Source organism: Streptomyces sp. NPDC006739 (assembly GCF_042869815.1).
Lineage (GTDB): Bacteria > Actinomycetota > Actinomycetes > Streptomycetales > Streptomycetaceae > Streptomyces.
The window spans coordinates 160,797-177,594 of the sequence record NZ_JBIAGM010000017.1 but is presented as its reverse complement, the minus strand read 5'-3'; the positions used below and the strand labels follow the sequence as shown (position 1 = coordinate 177,594).

At 73.4% G+C, this 16,798-nt stretch carries 16 protein-coding genes; 9 read left to right on the top strand and 7 right to left on the bottom strand.

Going from position 1 to position 16,798, the window contains the following annotated elements:
- Nucleotides 1-100: 100 nt before the first annotated feature.
- The 4 genes from hutI to hutU all read right to left on the bottom strand — a co-directional run bounded on the left by hutI (nucleotide 101) and on the right by hutU (nucleotide 5,581).
- On the bottom strand, nucleotides 101-1,276 hold the full coding sequence (gene hutI, locus ACFYMM_RS30365) for an imidazolonepropionase (protein ID WP_388392079.1): 1,176 nt from the start codon (nucleotides 1,274-1,276) through the stop codon (nucleotides 101-103).
- A gap of 26 nt (nucleotides 1,277-1,302) precedes the next feature.
- Entirely contained in the window at nucleotides 1,303-2,640 is a 1,338-nt protein-coding gene (locus tag ACFYMM_RS30360; RefSeq protein ID WP_388392077.1) for a formimidoylglutamate deiminase, read from the bottom strand.
- Nucleotides 2,637-3,839, bottom strand: coding sequence for an allantoate amidohydrolase (locus tag ACFYMM_RS30355; protein WP_388392113.1), 1,203 nt, complete (start codon nucleotides 3,837-3,839; stop codon nucleotides 2,637-2,639). The genes ACFYMM_RS30360 and ACFYMM_RS30355 overlap by 4 nt, the downstream gene beginning before the upstream one ends.
- 77 nt (nucleotides 3,840-3,916) lie before the next feature.
- The gene (gene hutU / locus ACFYMM_RS30350; protein WP_388392075.1) at nucleotides 3,917-5,581 is read right to left on the bottom strand and encodes a urocanate hydratase; all 1,665 of its coding nucleotides are present in this window, start codon (nucleotides 5,579-5,581) and stop codon (nucleotides 3,917-3,919) included.
- Nucleotides 5,582-5,751: 170 nt separating this feature from the next.
- On the opposite strand from hutU, the gene ACFYMM_RS30345 reads away from it, so the two are divergent.
- The 5 genes from ACFYMM_RS30345 (at nucleotide 5,752) to ACFYMM_RS30325 (ending at nucleotide 9,493) form a co-directional block, all read left to right on the top strand.
- A complete protein-coding gene (locus ACFYMM_RS30345) occupies nucleotides 5,752-7,134 on the top strand; it encodes a diaminopimelate decarboxylase (RefSeq protein ID WP_388392073.1) in 1,383 nt (460 codons plus the stop codon).
- A gap of 171 nt (nucleotides 7,135-7,305) precedes the next feature.
- Nucleotides 7,306-7,701, top strand: a complete 396-nt coding sequence (locus ACFYMM_RS30340; RefSeq protein ID WP_388392071.1) for a hypothetical protein — start codon at nucleotides 7,306-7,308, stop codon at nucleotides 7,699-7,701.
- The gene (locus ACFYMM_RS30335; protein ID WP_388392069.1) at nucleotides 7,698-8,507 is read left to right on the top strand and encodes a transcriptional regulator; all 810 of its coding nucleotides are present in this window, start codon (nucleotides 7,698-7,700) and stop codon (nucleotides 8,505-8,507) included. The genes ACFYMM_RS30340 and ACFYMM_RS30335 overlap by 4 nt, the downstream gene beginning before the upstream one ends.
- A gap of 31 nt (nucleotides 8,508-8,538) precedes the next feature.
- Nucleotides 8,539-9,093, top strand: coding sequence for a roadblock/LC7 domain-containing protein (locus ACFYMM_RS30330; RefSeq protein WP_388392067.1), 555 nt, complete (start codon nucleotides 8,539-8,541; stop codon nucleotides 9,091-9,093).
- Nucleotides 9,094-9,118: 25 nt separating this feature from the next.
- Nucleotides 9,119-9,493 carry a hypothetical protein gene (locus ACFYMM_RS30325; protein ID WP_388392065.1) on the top strand — a complete coding sequence of 125 codons (375 nt, stop codon included), beginning with the start codon at nucleotides 9,119-9,121 and terminating at the stop codon, nucleotides 9,491-9,493.
- 7 nt (nucleotides 9,494-9,500) lie between these two features.
- Here ACFYMM_RS30325 and ACFYMM_RS30320 read toward each other — a convergent pair whose 3' ends face one another.
- Together ACFYMM_RS30320 and ACFYMM_RS30315 are read right to left on the bottom strand one after the other, a co-directional pair.
- Entirely contained in the window at nucleotides 9,501-10,085 is a 585-nt protein-coding gene (locus tag ACFYMM_RS30320; RefSeq protein WP_388392063.1) for a hypothetical protein, read from the bottom strand.
- Between the two features lie 127 nt (nucleotides 10,086-10,212).
- The gene (locus ACFYMM_RS30315) at nucleotides 10,213-11,055 is read right to left on the bottom strand and encodes a MurR/RpiR family transcriptional regulator (RefSeq protein ID WP_388392061.1); all 843 of its coding nucleotides are present in this window, start codon (nucleotides 11,053-11,055) and stop codon (nucleotides 10,213-10,215) included.
- Between the two features lie 162 nt (nucleotides 11,056-11,217).
- On the opposite strand from ACFYMM_RS30315, the gene ACFYMM_RS30310 reads away from it, so the two are divergent.
- Both ACFYMM_RS30310 and ACFYMM_RS30305 read left to right on the top strand, forming a co-directional pair.
- The gene (locus tag ACFYMM_RS30310) at nucleotides 11,218-11,934 is read left to right on the top strand and encodes a carbonic anhydrase (protein ID WP_388392059.1); all 717 of its coding nucleotides are present in this window, start codon (nucleotides 11,218-11,220) and stop codon (nucleotides 11,932-11,934) included.
- Between the two features lie 59 nt (nucleotides 11,935-11,993).
- Nucleotides 11,994-12,377: a hypothetical protein gene (locus tag ACFYMM_RS30305; RefSeq protein ID WP_388392057.1), complete on the top strand. Its 384-nt coding sequence runs from the start codon at nucleotides 11,994-11,996 to the stop codon at nucleotides 12,375-12,377.
- 359 nt (nucleotides 12,378-12,736) lie between these two features.
- On the opposite strand, the gene ACFYMM_RS30300 is transcribed toward ACFYMM_RS30305, so the two are convergent.
- Nucleotides 12,737-14,128 carry a cystathionine beta-synthase gene (locus ACFYMM_RS30300; RefSeq protein ID WP_388392055.1) on the bottom strand — a complete coding sequence of 464 codons (1,392 nt, stop codon included), beginning with the start codon at nucleotides 14,126-14,128 and terminating at the stop codon, nucleotides 12,737-12,739.
- A 158-nt stretch (nucleotides 14,129-14,286) separates the two neighbouring features.
- Between ACFYMM_RS30300 and ACFYMM_RS30295 the strand changes: the two genes are divergently transcribed.
- Both ACFYMM_RS30295 and ACFYMM_RS30290 read left to right on the top strand, forming a co-directional pair.
- Nucleotides 14,287-15,315, top strand: coding sequence for an SGNH/GDSL hydrolase family protein (locus ACFYMM_RS30295; protein ID WP_388392053.1), 1,029 nt, complete (start codon nucleotides 14,287-14,289; stop codon nucleotides 15,313-15,315).
- Nucleotides 15,316-15,476: 161 nt separating this feature from the next.
- Nucleotides 15,477-16,694, top strand: a complete 1,218-nt coding sequence (locus ACFYMM_RS30290; RefSeq protein WP_388392051.1) for an acetyl-CoA C-acetyltransferase — start codon at nucleotides 15,477-15,479, stop codon at nucleotides 16,692-16,694.
- Nucleotides 16,695-16,798: the final 104 nt, after the last annotated feature.

The window sequence follows — 16,798 nt, the reverse complement described above, 5'->3', positions numbered from 1 at the left end:
AATTCGGCCAAGCCGTTCCGGTGCGCGCCGGGGAGGCGGTCCGGCACCGGCCGGACCGCCTCCCCGGACAGACCGGTGGCCGCTTCCGCGGTCCCGCCGGTCAGACCTCGCGCACGCCCCGCCGCCAGACACCGCTGACCAGCGGAACCCCGGGCCGGTAGGCCAGGTGTACGTGGCTGGGCGCGTCCAGGAGGGTCAGGTCGGCCCGGGCGCCGGGGGCGAGACGGCCGATGTCGGTGCGGCGCAGGGCCGCCGCGCCGCCCGCCGTCGCGGACCAGACCGCCTCGTCGGGGGTCATGCCCATGTCCCGGACGGCCAGGGCGATGCAGAAGGGCACCGACGAGGTGAAGGACGAGCCCGGGTTGCAGTCCGTCGACAGGGCCACCGTGACGCCGGCGTCGAGGAGACGGCGGGCGTCCGGCCACTCGGCGCGGGTGGAGAACTCGGCGCCGGGGAGCAGGGTGGCGACCGTGCTGCCGCTCGCCAGCGCGTCCACGTCCGCGTCCGTCAGATGGGTGCAGTGGTCGGCGCTCGCCGCGTCCAGTTCGACGGCCAGCCGCACGCCGGGGCCGTAGGAGAGCTGGTTGGCGTGGATGCGCGGGTGCAGGCCCCTGGCCCGGCCGGCGGTGAGGATCGCGCGGGCCTGGTCGCCGTCGAAGGCGCCCTTCTCGCAGAAGACGTCGATCCAACGGGCGTGCGGCGCGCAGGCGTCGAGCATCTCGCCGGTGACCAGGGCGACATAGGCCGCCGGGTCGTCGGTGTGGTCGGGCGGGACGATGTGGGCGCCCAGGTAGGTGACCTCGTCGGTGTGCGCGGCGGCGATGCGCAGGGCGCGTGACTCGTCCTCGACCGTGAGGCCGTAGCCCGACTTGGTCTCGAACGTCGTCGTGCCCTGGCGCAGGGCCTCGCCGAGGTAACGGGTGAGGTTCGCCTCCAGTTCCGCGTCGGTCGCGGCGCGGGTGGCCGCGACGGTCGTGCGGATGCCGCCCGCGCTGTAGGAGCGGCCGGACATACGGGCGTTGAACTCCTGGGTGCGGTCGCCCGCGAAGACCAGGTGGGAGTGGGAGTCCACGAAGCCCGGCAGCACCGCCCGGCCGCCCGCGTCGACCCGGTTGTCAGTGGCGGGTGCTTTCCTGGATTCACCGGTCCACGCGACGCGGTCGCCGTCGATGACGACGGCCGCGTCCTGGATCAGACCGAGGGGGGACCTGTCACCGAGGGAGGGGTCGTTCGTGACCAGCGTGGCGATGTTGGTGATGACGGTGCTGCTGCTCATGGTGTCCTCGTGGGGGGCGATGGGGGTCAGTCGCGCAGGGCTCGGATCGCGTCCGCCAGCGTCGACGGCACGTCCGGTACGAGGGTGTGCGCCCCGTCGCGTACGACATGACGGCCACCCACGACCGTATGGCGTACGTCCGCTGCCGTCGCGGCGAATACGGCCGTCTCGGCCCCGAGCCTCGGCAGCGGTCCCGCCGTTCTGACCGAGTCGAGCGCGACCGTCGTGAAGTCGGCGAGCGCCCCCGGCTCCAGACGGCCCGCGTCGTGCCAGCCGAGGGCGGCGTGCCCGTCCGCCGAGGCCGCGCGCAGCAGTGCCGCGGCCGTCCAGTGGCCCCGGGCGCGGGTGCGCAGCCGCTCGTTCAGCTCCATCGCGCGCGCCTCTTCGAGCAGGTCGACGACGGCGTGGCTGTCGGAGCCGAGGGAGAGCGGGGAGCCGGCCCGCTGAAGGGCGACGGCGGGTCCGATGCCGTCGGCGAGGTCGCGCTCGGTGGTCGGGCACATGCAGGTGCCCGTTCCGCTGGCGCCGATCAGCGCGATGTCCTCGTCCGTGAGGTGCGTGTTGTGGACGCCCGTGGTGCGCGGGCCGAGCACACCGTGGTCGGCGAGCAGCCGGGTGGGTGTGCGGCCGTGGGCCCGCAGACAGGCGTCGTTCTCGGCGGTCTGCTCCGACAGGTGCACATGCAGCGGGGCCCGCCGTTCCTCGGCCCACCGTGCCACGGTCGCCAACTGGCCTGCGGGGACGGCCCGTACGGAGTGGATCGCCGCTCCGATCCGCGCGTGATCCCGGTCCTTGAGAACTGAACAGCGTTCGGCCCAGGCGTCCGCGCTGCCGTCACTGAAGCGCCTCTGGTGGGCGTTGGGGGGCTCTCCGAAGCCGGCCGAGAGGTAGGCGGTGTCGAGGAGGGTGATGCGGATGCCGGCTTCGGCGGCGGCCTCGACGAGGGCCTCGCCCATGGCGTTGGGGTCGGCGTAGGGAGTGCCGCCGGGGGCGTGGTGGACGTAGTGGAACTCGCCGACGGAGGTGATGCCGGCCAGCGCCATCTCGGCGTACACGGCCCGGGCGAGTGCGTGGTACGTCTGCGGGGTCAGCTTGTCGGCGACGGAGTACATGACCTCGCGCCAGGTCCAGAAGGTCCCGCTGCCCACCTGCACGGTGCCGCGCAGGGCACGGTGGAAGGCGTGGCTGTGCGCGTTGGCCAGTCCGGGCAGGGTGAGGCCCCTGAGGACCTCCGCGCCGGGCGGCGGGCTGTCGACGCCCGTGCGGACGGCCGCCGTCCGGCCGTCCGCGACGTCGAGGGCCACCGACGGCTCGACATGGGTGCCGAGCCAGGCGTGCTCCAGCCAGTACGTCCGTGTGGTCACGTGCGGGCCAGCCCTTCCAGTACGTCGGCGAGCGCGGTCACCCCGGCCACGCAGTCGTCCTCGGCGGCGAACTCGGCCGGGGAGTGCGAGACACCGGTGGGGTTGCGCACGAACAGCATGGCGGTCGGGATGCTCCCGGAGAGGATTCCGGCGTCGTGTCCGGCGCCGGTGCCGAGGACGGGCACCCTCAGGCCGGTGTCCCGGCCCAGGATGCGGGCGAGTTCGTCGCGCAGGGCGTGGTCGAACTCGACGACCGGGGTGAAGGACTCCCGGACCACGTCCAGGTCGACGCCGTGCGCCTCGGCGTGGGCGTGGGCCGCCTTGCGCACCGCGTCGACGACGGTGTCCAGGGTCTCCTGGTCGGCGGCCCGGGTGTCGAGCCAGCCGCGCACCAGGGAGGGGATGGCGTTGACGCCGTTCGGCTCGACGGCGATCTTGCCGAAGGTGGCGACGGCACCGGCGAGTTCGGCCTCGCGCCGGGCGGCGAGCACGGTCTCGGCGTACGACAGCATCGGGTCGCGGCGGTCCACCAGGCGGGTGGTGCCCGCGTGGTTGGCCTCTCCGTGGAAGTCGAACCGCCAGCGGCCGTGCGGCCAGATGGCGCTGGCGATGCCGACCCGGTCGCCGGACAGGTCCAGCGCCCGGCCCTGCTCGACGTGCAGTTCGACGAAGGCACCGATACGGGTGAGCCGCTCCGGGTCGGGGCCGATGGCCTCGGGGTCGTACCCGGCGGCCTCCATGGCCTGCGGCAGCGTGATCCCGTCGCCGTCGGTGAGCCGGTGTGCCTGCTCGACGGTCAGCTGCCCGGCGGTGAGCCGGGATCCGACGCAGGCGAGCCCGAACCGGGCCCCCTCCTCGTCACCGAAGTTGACGACGGCGAGCGGCTTGGCCGGGGTGACGCCCCGCGCGCGGAGTTCGTCGAGCGCGGCGAAGGAGGACACCACGCCGAGGGGCCCGTCGAAGGCGCCGCCGTCCGGTACGGAGTCCAGATGCGAGCCGGTGACGACGGCGTCCCCGGCGGCGGGGTCCCCGAGCCAGGCCCACTGGTTGCCGTTGCGGTCGACCTCGTAGGACAGTCCGCGTGCCTCGGCCTGCTCCTGGAACCAGGCCCGGCACTCGGCGTCGGCCCCGGTCCAGGCGTAGCGCCGGTAGCCCCGGGAGTCGGGGTGCCGGCCGATCGGCCGCAGCTCGCGCCACATCTCGTGGAAGGACGGCGCGCCGTGGGGCGAGGCCCTTCCCTGGCGTGGAGTGTCGCGGTGCTCGTCCTGACGTCGGCTCACGCCTCGTCACCCTCGCGCATGGGCACCCGGACACCCCGCTCCTGGGCCACCGACTCCGCGATGTCGTATCCGGCGTCCACGTGCCGGATGACGCCCATGCCGGGGTCGTTGGTGAGGACGCGGCGGATCTTCTCGCCGCCGAGCTCGGTTCCGTCGGCGACCGTGACCTGACCGGCGTGGATGGAGCGGCCCATGCCCACTCCGCCACCGTGGTGGATGGAGACCCAGGACGCGCCGGAGGCCACGTTCACCATGGCGTTCAGCAGTGGCCAGTCGGCGATCGCGTCGGAGCCGTCGAGCATGGCCTCGGTCTCCCGGTACGGGGAGGCGACGGAGCCGCAGTCGAGGTGGTCGCGGCCGATGGCCAGCGGTGCGGCCAGCTCGCCGCCGGCGACCATGTCGTTGAAGCGCTCGCCGGCCTTGTCCCGCTCGCCGTAGCCCAGCCAGCAGATGCGCGCGGGCAGGCCCTGGAAGTGGACCCGCTCGCCGGCCATCTTGATCCAGCGGGCCAGCGACTCGTTCTCCGGGAAGAGGTCGAGGATCGCCCTGTCGGTCTTGGCGATGTCGGCCGGGTCGCCGGACAGGGCCGCCCAGCGGAAGGGGCCCTTGCCCTCGCAGAACAGCGGGCGGATGTAGGCGGGGACGAAGCCGGGGAAGGCGAACGCACGGTCGTATCCGGCCAGTCGGGCCTCGCCGCGGATGGAGTTGCCGTAGTCGAAGACCTCGGCGCCGGCGTCCAGGAAGCCGACCATCGCCTCGACGTGCCGGGCCATGGACTCGCGGGCGCGGGTGGTGAAGCCGGCCGGGTCCTTGGCCGCGTAGGAGGCCATGTCGTCGAAGTCGACGCCCACCGGGAGGTAGGCCAGCGGGTCGTGGGCGGAGGTCTGGTCGGTGACGATGTCGATGGGGGCGTCCATCGCGAGCAGCCGCGGGAGCAGCTCGGCGGCGTTGCCGAGGACGCCGATGGAGAGGGGCCGGCGCGCGTCGCGGGCCTCGGTCGCCAGCTGGAGGGCGTGGTCGAGCGAGTCGGCCCTCACGTCGAGGTAGCGGTGCTCGATGCGCCGGTCGATCGCGCGGGGGTCGCAGTCGATGCAGATCGCGACGCCGTCGTTCATGGTGACGGCGAGCGGCTGGGCGCCGCCCATGCCGCCGAGGCCGGCGGTGAGGGTGATGGTCCCGGCGAGGGTGCCGCCGAACTTCTTCGCGGCGACGGCGGCGAAGGTCTCGTAGGTGCCCTGGAGGATGCCCTGGGTGCCGATGTAGATCCAGGAGCCGGCGGTCATCTGGCCGTACATGGTCAGGCCGAGGGCCTCCAGGCGGCGGAACTCCTCCCAGTTGGCCCAGTCGCCGACGAGGTTGGAGTTGGCGATGAGGACGCGCGGGGCCCACTCGTGGGTCTGCATCACGCCGACCGGGCGGCCGGACTGGACCAGCATGGTCTCGTCCTGCTTCAGCCCCTTCAGGGTCCGCACCATCGCGTCGAAGGAGCGCCAGTCGCGGGCGGCCTTGCCGGTGCCGCCGTAGACGACGAGCTTGTCGGGGTGCTCGGCGACCTCGGGGTCGAGGTTGTTCTGCAGCATCCGCAGGGCGGCTTCCTGCTGCCATCCGAGGGCGCTGAGTTCCGTACCGCGCGGGGCTCGTACGGGGCGGGGTCCCGACATCGTCTGCCTCCTCTGTTGCTATCTCTATTCACATAGTCGCTCCCTGAATAGAACTAGTCAATAGGGCGCGGCGGCCGCCTCGCCGGGATACGAGTGTTTGGCTGGAAGCACCGGGGACGGACACGGACACCTTCGAACGGACACCTTCGAGAGGGCAGGAGGGGGACGCCATGGAGAACGCGGCGTACGACGCCGAGAGTGCGGCGAGGGCGCGGGCCGCCCGGCGTGACCACGCGGTGCGCGCGGCGGTCGAGCGGGGCCTGCTGGGGCCCGGCACGGCCGTCGTGGGGCTGCTGGACGTGACCGGCATCCGCGAGTCGGCGGCGGCGCTGCGGGCGGCGTTCGACGCGGTGACGACGCCGGGGACGCCGGTGCTGCACGCCTTCGCGGTGAAGGCGACGCCGCTGGTGCCGGTGCTGCGGCTGCTGGACCGGGCGGGCATCGGCGCCGAGGTGGCCAGCCCGGGCGAGCTGGCGCTGGCCCGGGCGGCGGGGGTGGCGCCGTCCCGCACGGTGCTCGACTCGCCCGCCAAGACCGAGGAGGAGCTGCGCGAGGCGCTGGCGCTGGGCATCGCCGTCAACGCGGACAATCCGCGGGAGCTGGAGCGGATCGACGCCCTGGTGCGGTCGGCGCCCCGCCGTTCGCCGCTGGGGCTGCGGGTCAATCCGCAGGTCGGCGGGGGCACCATCGGGGCGACCTCGACGGCGACCCCGACCTCGAAGTTCGGGGTGGCGCTGCGCGACGAGGGGGCCCGGGAGTGGGTCGTGCGGGCGTTCGCGGAGCGTCCGTGGCTGACCCGGCTGCATGCCCACACCGGCTCGCAGGGCATCCCGCCGGCGCTGCTGGCGCGGGGGGTGGCGGAGACGTACGCGCTCGCCGAGGAGATCAACACGCGGATCGGGCGCCCGCAGATCGACACCCTCGACATCGGCGGCGGACTGCCGGTCAACTTCACGTCGGAGGTGACGGCGCCGACCTACGCGCAGTACGCGCGGCTGCTGGCGGACGCGGTGCCGGGGCTGTTCGCCGGGCGGTACGGGCTGGTGACCGAGTTCGGGCGGTCGCTGCTGGCCAAGCACGGGACGGTGGTGGCCCGGGTGGAGTACGTGAAGAGCGCCGGCGGGCGGCGGATCGCGGTGACGCACGCGGGCGTGCAGGTGGCGACCCGGACGGTGTACGCGCCGGGGGCGTGGCCGCTGAGGATCGCCGCGTACGACGCGAAGGGGCGGCCCAGAACGGGACCCGAGGTGGTGCAGGACGTGGCCGGTCCGGCCTGTTTCGCGGGCGACCTGCTGGCCGAGGGCCGCTCGCTGCCGCCGCTGGAGCCGGGCGACTACGCGGCGGCGCTGGACACCGGCGCGTACTACTTCGCCCACCACTACGCCTACAACTCCCTCGTCCGGCCCGCCGTCCACGGCTTCGTGGCCGACGGTTCGGGGGGTGTGGAGTTCGCGGTGGTGCGTGAGGCGCAGACGGTGCGGGAGGTGGTGGCCGAATCGGGCGGGGCGCACGCCTCGTCGCTCACCACGCTGAGCACGCCCGGGAGCCGTTGACGCGCTCCGGTGGGCATCTGGATCAACTGGACGGAAAGACAGCCAAGTTGACCCACACTAGTCCGCCGGACGCATGTTCCACTGGAAAATGCCAGAAGCCCCACCTGTCACGCACACGTTGCGTAGTGTCGGCGTCACTCAGCCGGAGTCCCAGGCGGGAGGGGAGCCACGGTGCCCGGAATCGACGAGTGCTTACTGGAAGCGATGCGCCTGCCCGGTGCCCGGGGAGCGGCGCTGGTGGACTGGACGAGCGGACTGGCTCTGGGCACGGTCGGGGAGGCCCCCGGCGGTGACCACGAGACCACCGCCGCCGAGGCCGCCGAACTGGCCCGGATGGCCGCCGAGCACGGGGCGTTCACCAGCGGCGTCGGGGAGGAGCCGGGCGGGCCGCCGCCGGTGGAGGACCTGATCGTCAGCAACCGGGACAGCTACCACCTGCTGCGGTTCGTGGACACCACCTTCGACAGCAGCGTCTTCCTGCACCTCTGGCTCAGCCGCGAGGACGGCAACCTCGCCCTCGCCCGGATCCGGCTCGGCGAGATGGCCGCCCGGCTGGTGCTGGGATGACCGTGGTCGGGACACCTCCGCCGCCGCTGCCGGTCCGGGACAAGGCGGCCGGGCGCCACCGGGCGGAGAGCGCGCTCTCGCCGATGCTGACCCGGCTCGCCGAGGAGCGGGCCACCGGCGTCCTGGTCCGCGAGCACGGCGTCCTCCACCTCGCCGACGGCGGGGTGGTGCATGCCGAGAGCCCCCACGCCCCCGGTCTCGACGTGCTCCTCACGGCCCACGGCACCCTCGACCCGGCCGTGTGGCGGCGGGCCGCCGAAGGGGGCGGCGAGCCGCCGGACACCGCCCGTCTGCTGCTCCACAACGGCCTGCTGACCAGGGGCGCCCTGGAGTTGTGCCACCTGGACGCGCTGTACGACGCCGGGTACTTCGCCCTCGCGCCCAGCAGCACCCCCGGCCGGTTCCGCTACGGCGCCGCACCGCCCACGGCCCCGCTGCGCCCGGTCCCGGTCACCGCGCTGGAGCGCGAGACCCTGCGCCGCCGGGCGCTGCTGCACCGCCTGTGGCCGGACCCGGGGACCGACAGCGCCCCGCTGATCCGGGCCGACCCGGTGGCGGCCCCGCCCCTCACGCCCCGCCAGCGGGCCGTCCTCGACCGGGTGGACGGCGTCCGCACCGCCCCCGAGATAGCGCGGAACCTGGGCCGGCAGGCCTTCCACACGCTGGTGGACGTACGACGGCTGGCGGCGGCCGGACTCATCGCCCCGGCGGCGATGGCCCGGCCCGTCCCGCCGCCCCCGCTCAAGGTCACCGACCCCGACATCGCGCTGCTGAAGAGGCTCAGGGATGCGCTGGAGGCGCTTTGAACGGCACCGCCCCGCCGAGAGGAGACAGCTGATGGTGGCCGAGTCCCAGATCCAGGAGGTTCTCGAAGAGCTGCGCCGGCTCAGGACCCGGGTCCCCCAGCTCACCGGCGCCCTCGCGGCGGGCGTCGACGGCCTCGTCATCGCCCAGGACACCCCGGGGGTCGACCCGGACGGCCTGGCGGCGCTCACCGCCGCCGCGCTCGGCGTCGCCGTACGGGTCGCGGACGCCACCGGGCAGGGCGGCTTCCGGGAACTGCTGGTGCGCGGCGAGCGCGGTTACGTCGCCACCTACGCGGCGGGCCGTACCGCCGTCCTGACGCTGCTCGCCCAGGACCGGGTCAACGTCGGCCGGCTGCACCTGGAGGGCCGCCGCTCCGGCGCCCGCGTCGGGGAGCTGGTCGACGCCGCCGAGGCCGCCGCCCGGGCCGCACGCCCGGCCGCCCGCACGACCGCCGCACGGACCCCGAGAACCCCGCGCGCGTCGCGCACCACCACCGCCACCGAGGCACGCACCGCCCTTGAGGTACGCGACGCCACGGGGGCTCCCACAGCCACCACCGACGCGCGCACCGCAACCGACAGTTGATCAGCCGAAAGGAACCCCAGCAACCATGGCCAACACCGAGACCGCACTGAAAGAGGCGCTGACCTCCATCGAGGGCGCCACCGGCGTCGCGCTCGTCGACTACACCAGCGGTATGGCGCTGGGCACGATGGGCGGCAGCAAGACCTTCGACCTCAACGTGGCCGCCGCCGGCAACACCGACGTGATCCGCGCCAAGATGCGCACCATGGAGCACCTCGGCCTGAAGGCCGAGATCGAGGACATCCTGATCACGCTCTCCGACCAGTACCACCTGATCCGGCTGCTCAAGGGCCGGGGCGGCAACGGCCTCTTCCTCTACCTGGTGCTGGACGCCGCCCGGGCCAATCTGGCGATGGCCCGGCACCAGCTGAAGCGGATCGAGGCGGACCTGGAGGTCTGACCCGGGCTCACACGAGCGCGGCGGTGCGGCGGCGGGCCCCTCCGGGGGCCGCGTCGCCCGCCGCGATGCCCGTGCCCCGGAAAGCCCCGACGGCCTTGCCCGCCGGCCGGCCGCCGCGCCGGTCCAGCCAGTCCACCCGCACCCACAGCAGGGTCTTCCCGGCCCGCTCCAGCCGCCCCAGCCAGGCGGCCTTCAGCCGCAGCCCGGCGCCGGTCCCGGCGAGCAGCAGGCCACCGGCGGCGGGCACGGCGAAGGAGGTGGCGAGCGCCACGGCGAAGGCGAGCAGCAGCCACCAGCGGTGCCCCCGGCGCCAGTTGCGCACGGACACCGCCCGGTCCTGGAGCACGTCGTGCTTGCCGGCGCGGGCGGCCGAACGGGCCAGCGCCCCGTACCGCCCACGGTGGGCGCAGGCCACCACGGCGGCCGCGACGACGAACAGCGCGGCACCGGCCAGCACTCCGATCCGCCGTCCGGTCAGACCCGGCGGCGACACACCGATACCGGCCGCGAACACCCCGCACCACCACAGGGGGGCCGCCCCGGCTCGTACGACGACGGCCACCCGGGCCAGCCCCTGTCCTCCGCGTGCCACGCTCCCGCCTCCTCGTCGTGCGGCGAAGTCCCGTCGGCCGGGCAGGTTAGCGAGCGAAAGTGAGACGCGTCTGAGAACCGCGCCCCGACACGCGGGCTCACGGCGCACCGGCTCACGGCGCACCGGCTCACTCCACGAACAGCCCCCGGGCCGCCGCCCCGGCGTCGAACTCCTCCAGGCGGGCCTGGGCGTCGGGCAGGTCGTCGCAGATGGCTTCCAGCAGGACCCGGCCGAGCAGCATGGGCGCGCACGCGGTGTCGAAGGCGAGGCCCGTGCCGACGGCCGCCGGCAGCAGCAGGTCGGAGCACTTGGCGACCGGTGCGAACGCGGAGTCGGCGACGGTGACGACGGTCAGGCCGGCCCGCTTGGCGTAGCCGAGGGTGTCGACGACCTCGCGCGGGTGCCGGGGCAGCGCGAAGCACAGCAGGGCCGAGGCGCCGGCCCGGACGGCCGCGTCGATACGGTCCTGGATCATCGTGCCGCCCTCGTCGAGCAGCCGGACGTCCGGGTGGACCTTGGCGGCGAAGTAGGCGAAGCCGTAGGCCTGCGAGGCGGCGGCGCGCAGGCCGAGCACCGGCAGCGGGCGGGAGGCGGCCAGGATCCGGCCGGCCTTGCGCACCGGGCGCGGGTCGGCCAGCGCCTGCGCCAGGTGCCGCAGGTTCTCGATCTCGGCCTCGACGGCCTGCTGGTACTCGTTGTAGGACGCGGCGCCCTCGGCCGGTTCGGCGGGCACGACCTCGCGCAGGTGCCTGCGCAGCGCGGGATAGCCGTCGAAGCCGAGGGCGACAGCGAAGCGGGTCACGGAGGGCTGGCTGACCCCGGCCAGCTCGGCCAGTTCCACGCTGGACAGGAACGGCACGTCGGCGGCCCGGCGCACCATGCTGTGCGCGATGCGCCGCTGGGTGGGCGTGAGCCGGTGCCCCTCGAAGAGCGCCTGCAACCGTGTCGCAGGGCTGTCCGTGACACTCATGTCCTGCTCCCCCTCAACTCGTCGCTCCACTGTCGCTCAACTTGTCGACACGCCGGACAGTACGTACTCCCCGACCACCTCTATTCAGACATCAAGAACTCTGCATGAGGTCATACAGGACGAGCAAGGGATCAGCCAAGTGTCGTTAAACACGCACGCTCGGTGAGTGATCGCGTGCGTACGGTGAACAGGCTGCAGGCACGACACCCGAGGAAGCTCATGGTCTCCCACCGCAGGGCCTTCCTGACGGCCACCGCCGCCGGAGCACCGGCCACCGCCCCCGTTCCGGCCGCCGAGCGCCGCCCAGTCCTCCCCCGGACGGCCCGCGCCGCCCTGGACGCGCTGGTCGAGGGCAACCGGCGCTACGCCACCGGACGCCCCCGGCGCCCGGACGAGAGCGCCGGGCGCGGCCACCTGTCCGGCCCACGGCACCCGTTCGCGGTGATCGTCGGCTGTGTCGACTCCCGGGTGCCGCCCGAGCTGGTCTTCGACCAGGCGCTCGGGGACCTGCTGTGCACGAGGACGGCCGGCCAGGTGCTCGACGAGGCGGTGCTCGGCTCCGTCCAGTACGGCGTGCAGGAACTGCGCGTCCCGCTGGTGCTGGTGCTCGGCCACGAGCACTGCGGGGCGGTCGCCGCCACCCTGGAGCACCTGCGGACCGGGGCGCCGGTGCCGGGCCACCTGCAACTGCTGGTCGACGAGATCGCGCCGGCCGCCCGCCGCACCCGGGCACTGGCCGGCGACTGGGCCGAGCACACCATGCGGGCCCACACCGCCTGGGTCCGGGACGCGATCCGCGCCGACCCCTCCTTCACCTCGGCCGAGGTCACGGCCGCCCGCCTCGACCTCGGCACCGGGCTCGTCTCCCTGCTGCCCTGACCACCACAGGGGGGCTATCCCCAGTGCGGCGGGCGCGTCCGTTCCCTAACGTGACCCCCATGAGTGGAACAGACGCGCGGGACGCCGACCTGAAGAAGGAACTCGACGCCACCTTGCGGGCTCGCGGGGAACTCGGCGAGGAGTACGAGTCGGCGCTGGTCGAATCCTTCCTGGAGAAGGTCGACCAGCGCATCGACAGCGCGGTGGACCGGAGGGTGCGGCGGCAGCTCGCCGAGCAGCAGATGGTTCTCGCCCGCGGCGCCAAGGGCGGGGCGGGCGGCGACTCGTGGGGGGAGCGCTTCGGTTTCGCGCTCGTCTCGCTGGTGCTGGCGGTCCCGCTGTCCGCGGTCGCCGGGGCCTTCGCCGGTATGACCGGGATCGTGGCCGCCTGGCTCGGCATCGTCGGCGTCAACGTGGCGCAGGCCGTGCGGCTGAAGCCGTAGGCCGGGCGCCGCCGGCCCTGCCGGGCGGCTGAGAAGGATGTGCGCGGGGACCGCCGCACCCCCGTTGCCGGGGGGCGGGACGACGGCGGTCCCCGCGAGGGACGCGGGCCGGGTCAGGGCCGGGCTTGCGCGTCCATGGCGTCCGTGGAGGTCCGGGAGCCGCTCCGGAGGTCCTTGGCGCCGCTGGGTGCCGGCCGGGCGGGGAGCCGCTCCCGCCTGCCGACACCCACTAATGTGCCGGACCCGTGTTAAGCGAGTGCTGCGCGCACGTGACGCACGCGTACCACTTCCGCGAAGTCCACCATTTCGGTGGGGAACCGCAAGTTCGCCGTGGACACCCGCGGTTCACCGGACGTTCGCTACTGCTTTCCGCCCTTGGCCAGGAAGGCCAGCAGGTCCTGGCGGCCGATCACTCCGGTGGGCTTGCCCTCGACGAGGACGATCGCCGCGTCCGCCGTACCGAGCACGGACATCAGGTCGGCGACGGGTTCGCCGGAGCCGACCTGGGGAAGCGGCGCGCCCATGTGCTTCTCCAGCGGGTCCTCCAGCGAGGCCCGCTTGCTGAACAGCGCGTCCAGCAGCTCCCGCTCCACGACCGACCCGATGACCTCCGCCGCCATCACGTCGGGGTGACCGGCGCCCGGCTTGACCACCGGCATCTGCGAGACGCCGTACTCGCGCAGCACCTCGATGGCCTGGCCGACGGTCTCCTCGGGGTGCATGTGCACCAGGGAGGGGATGTGGCCGCCCTCCTTGTCGCTGAGGACGTCGCCGACGCGGGCGCTGGGGCCCTCGTCCTCCAGGAAGCCGTAGTCGGCCATCCACTCGTCGTTGAAGATCTTGCTGAGGTAGCCGCGCCCGCTGTCCGGGAGCAGCACGACCACGACGTCGTCCGGGCCGAGCCGCTCGGCGACCCGCAGCGCCGCCACGACGGCCATGCCGCAGGAGCCGCCGACCAGCAGGCCCTCCTCCTTGGCCAGGCGCCGGGTCATCTGGAAGGAGTCCTTGTCGGAGACCGCGACGATCTCGTCGGCCACGCCTCGGTCGTAGGCGGTGGGCCAGAAGTCCTCACCGACGCCCTCGACCAGGTAGGGCCGGCCGGAGCCGCCGGAGTAGACGGACCCCTCGGGGTCGGCGCCGACGACCTTGACCCGGCCGTCGCTGGCGTCCTTCAGATAGCGGCCGGTGCCGGAGATGGTGCCGCCGGTGCCCACGCCCGCCACGAAATGGGTGATCTTCCCCTCGGTCTGCTCCCACAGCTCGGGGCCGGTCGAGTGATAGTGCGACAGCGGGTTGTTGGGGTTGGAGTACTGGTCCGGCTTCCAGGCGCCGGGCGTCTCGCGCACCAGTCGGTCGGAGACGTTGTAGTACGAGTCCGGGTGCTCGGGGTCCACGGCGGTCGGGCAGACGACCACTTCCGCCCCGTACGCGCGCAGCACGTTGATCTTGTCGGTGCTCACCTTGTCGGGGCACACGAAGATGCACTTGTACCCCTTCTGCTGGGCCACGATCGCCAGTCCCACGCCCGTGTTGCCGCTGGTCGGCTCGACGATGGTGCCGCCCGGCCTCAGCTCCCCGCTCTGCTCGGCGGCCTCGATCATGCGCAGGGCGATGCGGTCCTTCACGGAACCGCCCGGGTTGAAGTACTCCACCTTGGCCAGGACGGTCGCCTGGATGCCCTTGGTCACGTTGTTGAGCCTCACCAGCGGGGTGTTGCCGACGAGACTGATCATCGAGTCGTGGAATCGCACCGTTGTCTCCGGTCGCTTGCAAAAAGTGTGGTCGTAGTGGTCCCGCCAGCGTAAAGCCCCCGGCAGTCCGGGAGCCGCCGTTCACCGCCCGTCGAGATTGACGCACGCCCTGTACGGGGCAAGGAGTGTGTACGGCTACGAGGAGGTGGCGGCGACGCATGACGAAGATGTCGAGGGCGAGGGTGGCCCGGCGCATCGCGGCCGGCGCGGCGTACGGCGGCGGCGGGGCCGGGCTGGTCGGTGCGGCCGCCGTCGGTCTGGTGCTGGCGGAGCTGCGGATCGCCAGGCGCCACGTGGGCAACGGAAGCGGCGGGCGGGTGCCCCTGGCGGACGGGGTGTACGGCCACGCGTACGACGTCCCCGGCGAGGTCCCGCTGCGGCTGACGATGCTGGGCGACTCCACGGCGGCGGGCCAGGGGGTGCACCGGGCGGGCCAGACGCCGGGGGCACTGCTGGCGTCGGGGCTCGCGGCGGTGGCGGAACGCCCGGTCGAACTGCGTAACGTCGCGCTGCCCGGGGCGCGGTCCGACGACCTCGACCGCCAGGTGGCGCTGGTCCTCTCCGCCCCGGTCCCGGACATCTGCGTGATCATCGTCGGCGCGAACGACGTCACCCACCGGATGCCGCCGACCCGCTCGGTACGGCACCTGTCGGCGGCGGTACGGCGGCTGCGCACGGCCGGTGCGGAGGTGGTCGTGGGCACCTGCCCCGACCTCGGCACCATCGAGCCGGTGCAGCAGCCGCTGAGATGGCTGGCCCGCCGGACCTCCCGACAGCTGGCGGCGGCGCAGACGATCGGGGCGGTCGAACAGGGCGGCCGGACGGTGTCGCTGGGGGACCTGCTGGGCCCGGAGTTCGAGGCGAATCCCAGGGAACTGTTCGGCCCCGACAACTACCACCCCTCGGCCGAGGGCTACGCGACGGCGGCGATGGCGGTGCTGCCGACGGTCTGCGCCGCCCTCGGCCTGTGGCCGGCGGAGGAGGAGCGGCCGGACGTCACCCGCCGGGAGGGCTTCCTGCCGGTGGCGAGGGCCGCGGCGGAGGCCGCCTCCGAGGCGGGCACCGAGGTCACCGCGGCCATGGCGACCGGCCCGCGCGGCCCCTGGGCGCTGCTGAAGCGGCGCCGGCGCCGGCGGGTCCCGGAGGCCACCCCGACCCCCGGCCCCACGCGAAAAGCAAGCGCTTAGAAAACTGCGGTCAGGGTCACACTGCGACACCCGTGACCTGGGCCATACGTACGGGTAACTTCCCAACCAACGAGCCTCGTGCCACCCGTACGCCCACCCGCCGCCCGGCCGCCGCCCCTCGACGAGGCGCCGCGCGCCGCCGCTTCCCGCCTGGAGCCGTGATGCCCGAAGCAGTCATCGTCTCGACCGCCCGCTCCCCCATCGGCCGCGCCGGCAAGGGTTCCCTCAAGGACCTGCGCCCCGACGACCTGACCGCGACCATCATCCAGGCGGCGCTCGCCAAGGTCCCCGAGCTGGACCCGAGGGACATCGACGACCTGATGCTCGGCTGCGGTCTGCCCGGCGGCGAGCAGGGCCACAACCTCGGCCGCATCGTCGCCGTACAGATGGGCATGGACCACCTGCCGGGCTGCACGGTCACCCGCTACTGTTCCTCCTCGCTGCAGACCTCCCGCATGGCCCTGCACGCCATCAAGGCCGGCGAGGGCGACGTCTTCATCTCGGCCGGTGTCGAGATGGTCTCCCGCTACGCCAACGGCACCTCCGACATGCCGGGCACCCACAACCCGCTGTTCGCCGAGGCCGAGGCCCGCACCGCGGCCGTCGCCGAGCAGGAGGGCACGACCTGGCACGACCCGCGCGAGGACGGCCTGGTCCCGGACGCCTACATCTCGATGGGGCAGACCGCGGAGAACCTCGCCCGCTGGAAGGGCGTGAGCCGCCAGGAGATGGACGAGTTCGGCGTGCGCTCGCAGAACCTCGCCGAGGAGGCCATCAAGAACGGCTTCTGGGAGCGGGAGATCACCCCGGTCACGCTTCCCGACGGCACGGTGGTCAGCAAGGACGACGGCCCGCGCGCCGGCGTCACGCTGGAGGGCGTGGCCGGGCTCAAGCCCGTCTTCCGCCCCGACGGCCTGGTCACCGCGGGCAACTGCTGCCCCCTGAACGACGGCGCCGCCGCGGTCGTCATCATGAGCGACACCAAGGCCCGCGAGCTGGGCCTGACCCCGCTCGCCCGGATCGTGTCGACCGGCGTCTCCGGCCTCTCCCCCGAGATCATGGGCCTCGGTCCGGTCGACGCCTCCCAGCAGGCGCTGCGCCGGGCGGGCCTGACCATCGACGACATCGACCTGGTCGAGATCAACGAGGCCTTCGCCGCCCAGGTGATCCCCTCCTACCGCGACCTCGGCATCGACCTGGACAAGCTGAACGTCAACGGCGGCGCCATCGCCGTGGGCCACCCCTTCGGCATGACCGGCGCCCGCATCACCGGCACGCTCATCAACTCCCTCCAGTTCCACGACAAGCAGTTCGGCCTGGAGACGATGTGCGTCGGCGGCGGCCAGGGCATGGCGATGGTCATCGAGCGCCTCAGCTGACCCACCCGCGCAGACGCTCCGGTACGTGACCGGAAGAGCACCAACCGTGAGCCTCTGGCCCGGCGTTCGGGACGAACCCGAACGCCGGGCCGATTTGTGATCCA

Bases quoted from the DNA above. Each gene is read 5' to 3' on its own strand.
- ACFYMM_RS30345 (WP_388392073.1), top strand. From the start codon at position 5,752: ATGGAGAACGCGGCGTACGACGCCGAGAGTGCGGCGAGGGCGCGGGCC.
- ACFYMM_RS30335 (WP_388392069.1), top strand. From the start codon at position 7,698: ATGACCGTGGTCGGGACACCTCCGCCGCCGCTGCCGGTCCGGGACAAG.
- hutI (WP_388392079.1), bottom strand. From the start codon at position 1,276: ATGAGCAGCAGCACCGTCATCACCAACATCGCCACGCTGGTCACGAAC.
- ACFYMM_RS30355 (WP_388392113.1), bottom strand. From the start codon at position 3,839: ATGTGGCGCGAGCTGCGGCCGATCGGCCGGCACCCCGACTCCCGGGGC.
- hutU (WP_388392075.1), bottom strand. From the start codon at position 5,581: ATGTCGGGACCCCGCCCCGTACGAGCCCCGCGCGGTACGGAACTCAGC.
- ACFYMM_RS30305 (WP_388392057.1), top strand. From the start codon at position 11,994: ATGAGTGGAACAGACGCGCGGGACGCCGACCTGAAGAAGGAACTCGAC.
- ACFYMM_RS30290 (WP_388392051.1), top strand. From the start codon at position 15,477: ATGCCCGAAGCAGTCATCGTCTCGACCGCCCGCTCCCCCATCGGCCGC.
- ACFYMM_RS30325 (WP_388392065.1), top strand. From the start codon at position 9,119: ATGGCCAACACCGAGACCGCACTGAAAGAGGCGCTGACCTCCATCGAG.
- ACFYMM_RS30295 (WP_388392053.1), top strand. From the start codon at position 14,287: ATGACGAAGATGTCGAGGGCGAGGGTGGCCCGGCGCATCGCGGCCGGC.
- ACFYMM_RS30315 (WP_388392061.1), bottom strand. From the start codon at position 11,055: ATGAGTGTCACGGACAGCCCTGCGACACGGTTGCAGGCGCTCTTCGAG.
- ACFYMM_RS30330 (WP_388392067.1), top strand. From the start codon at position 8,539: ATGGTGGCCGAGTCCCAGATCCAGGAGGTTCTCGAAGAGCTGCGCCGG.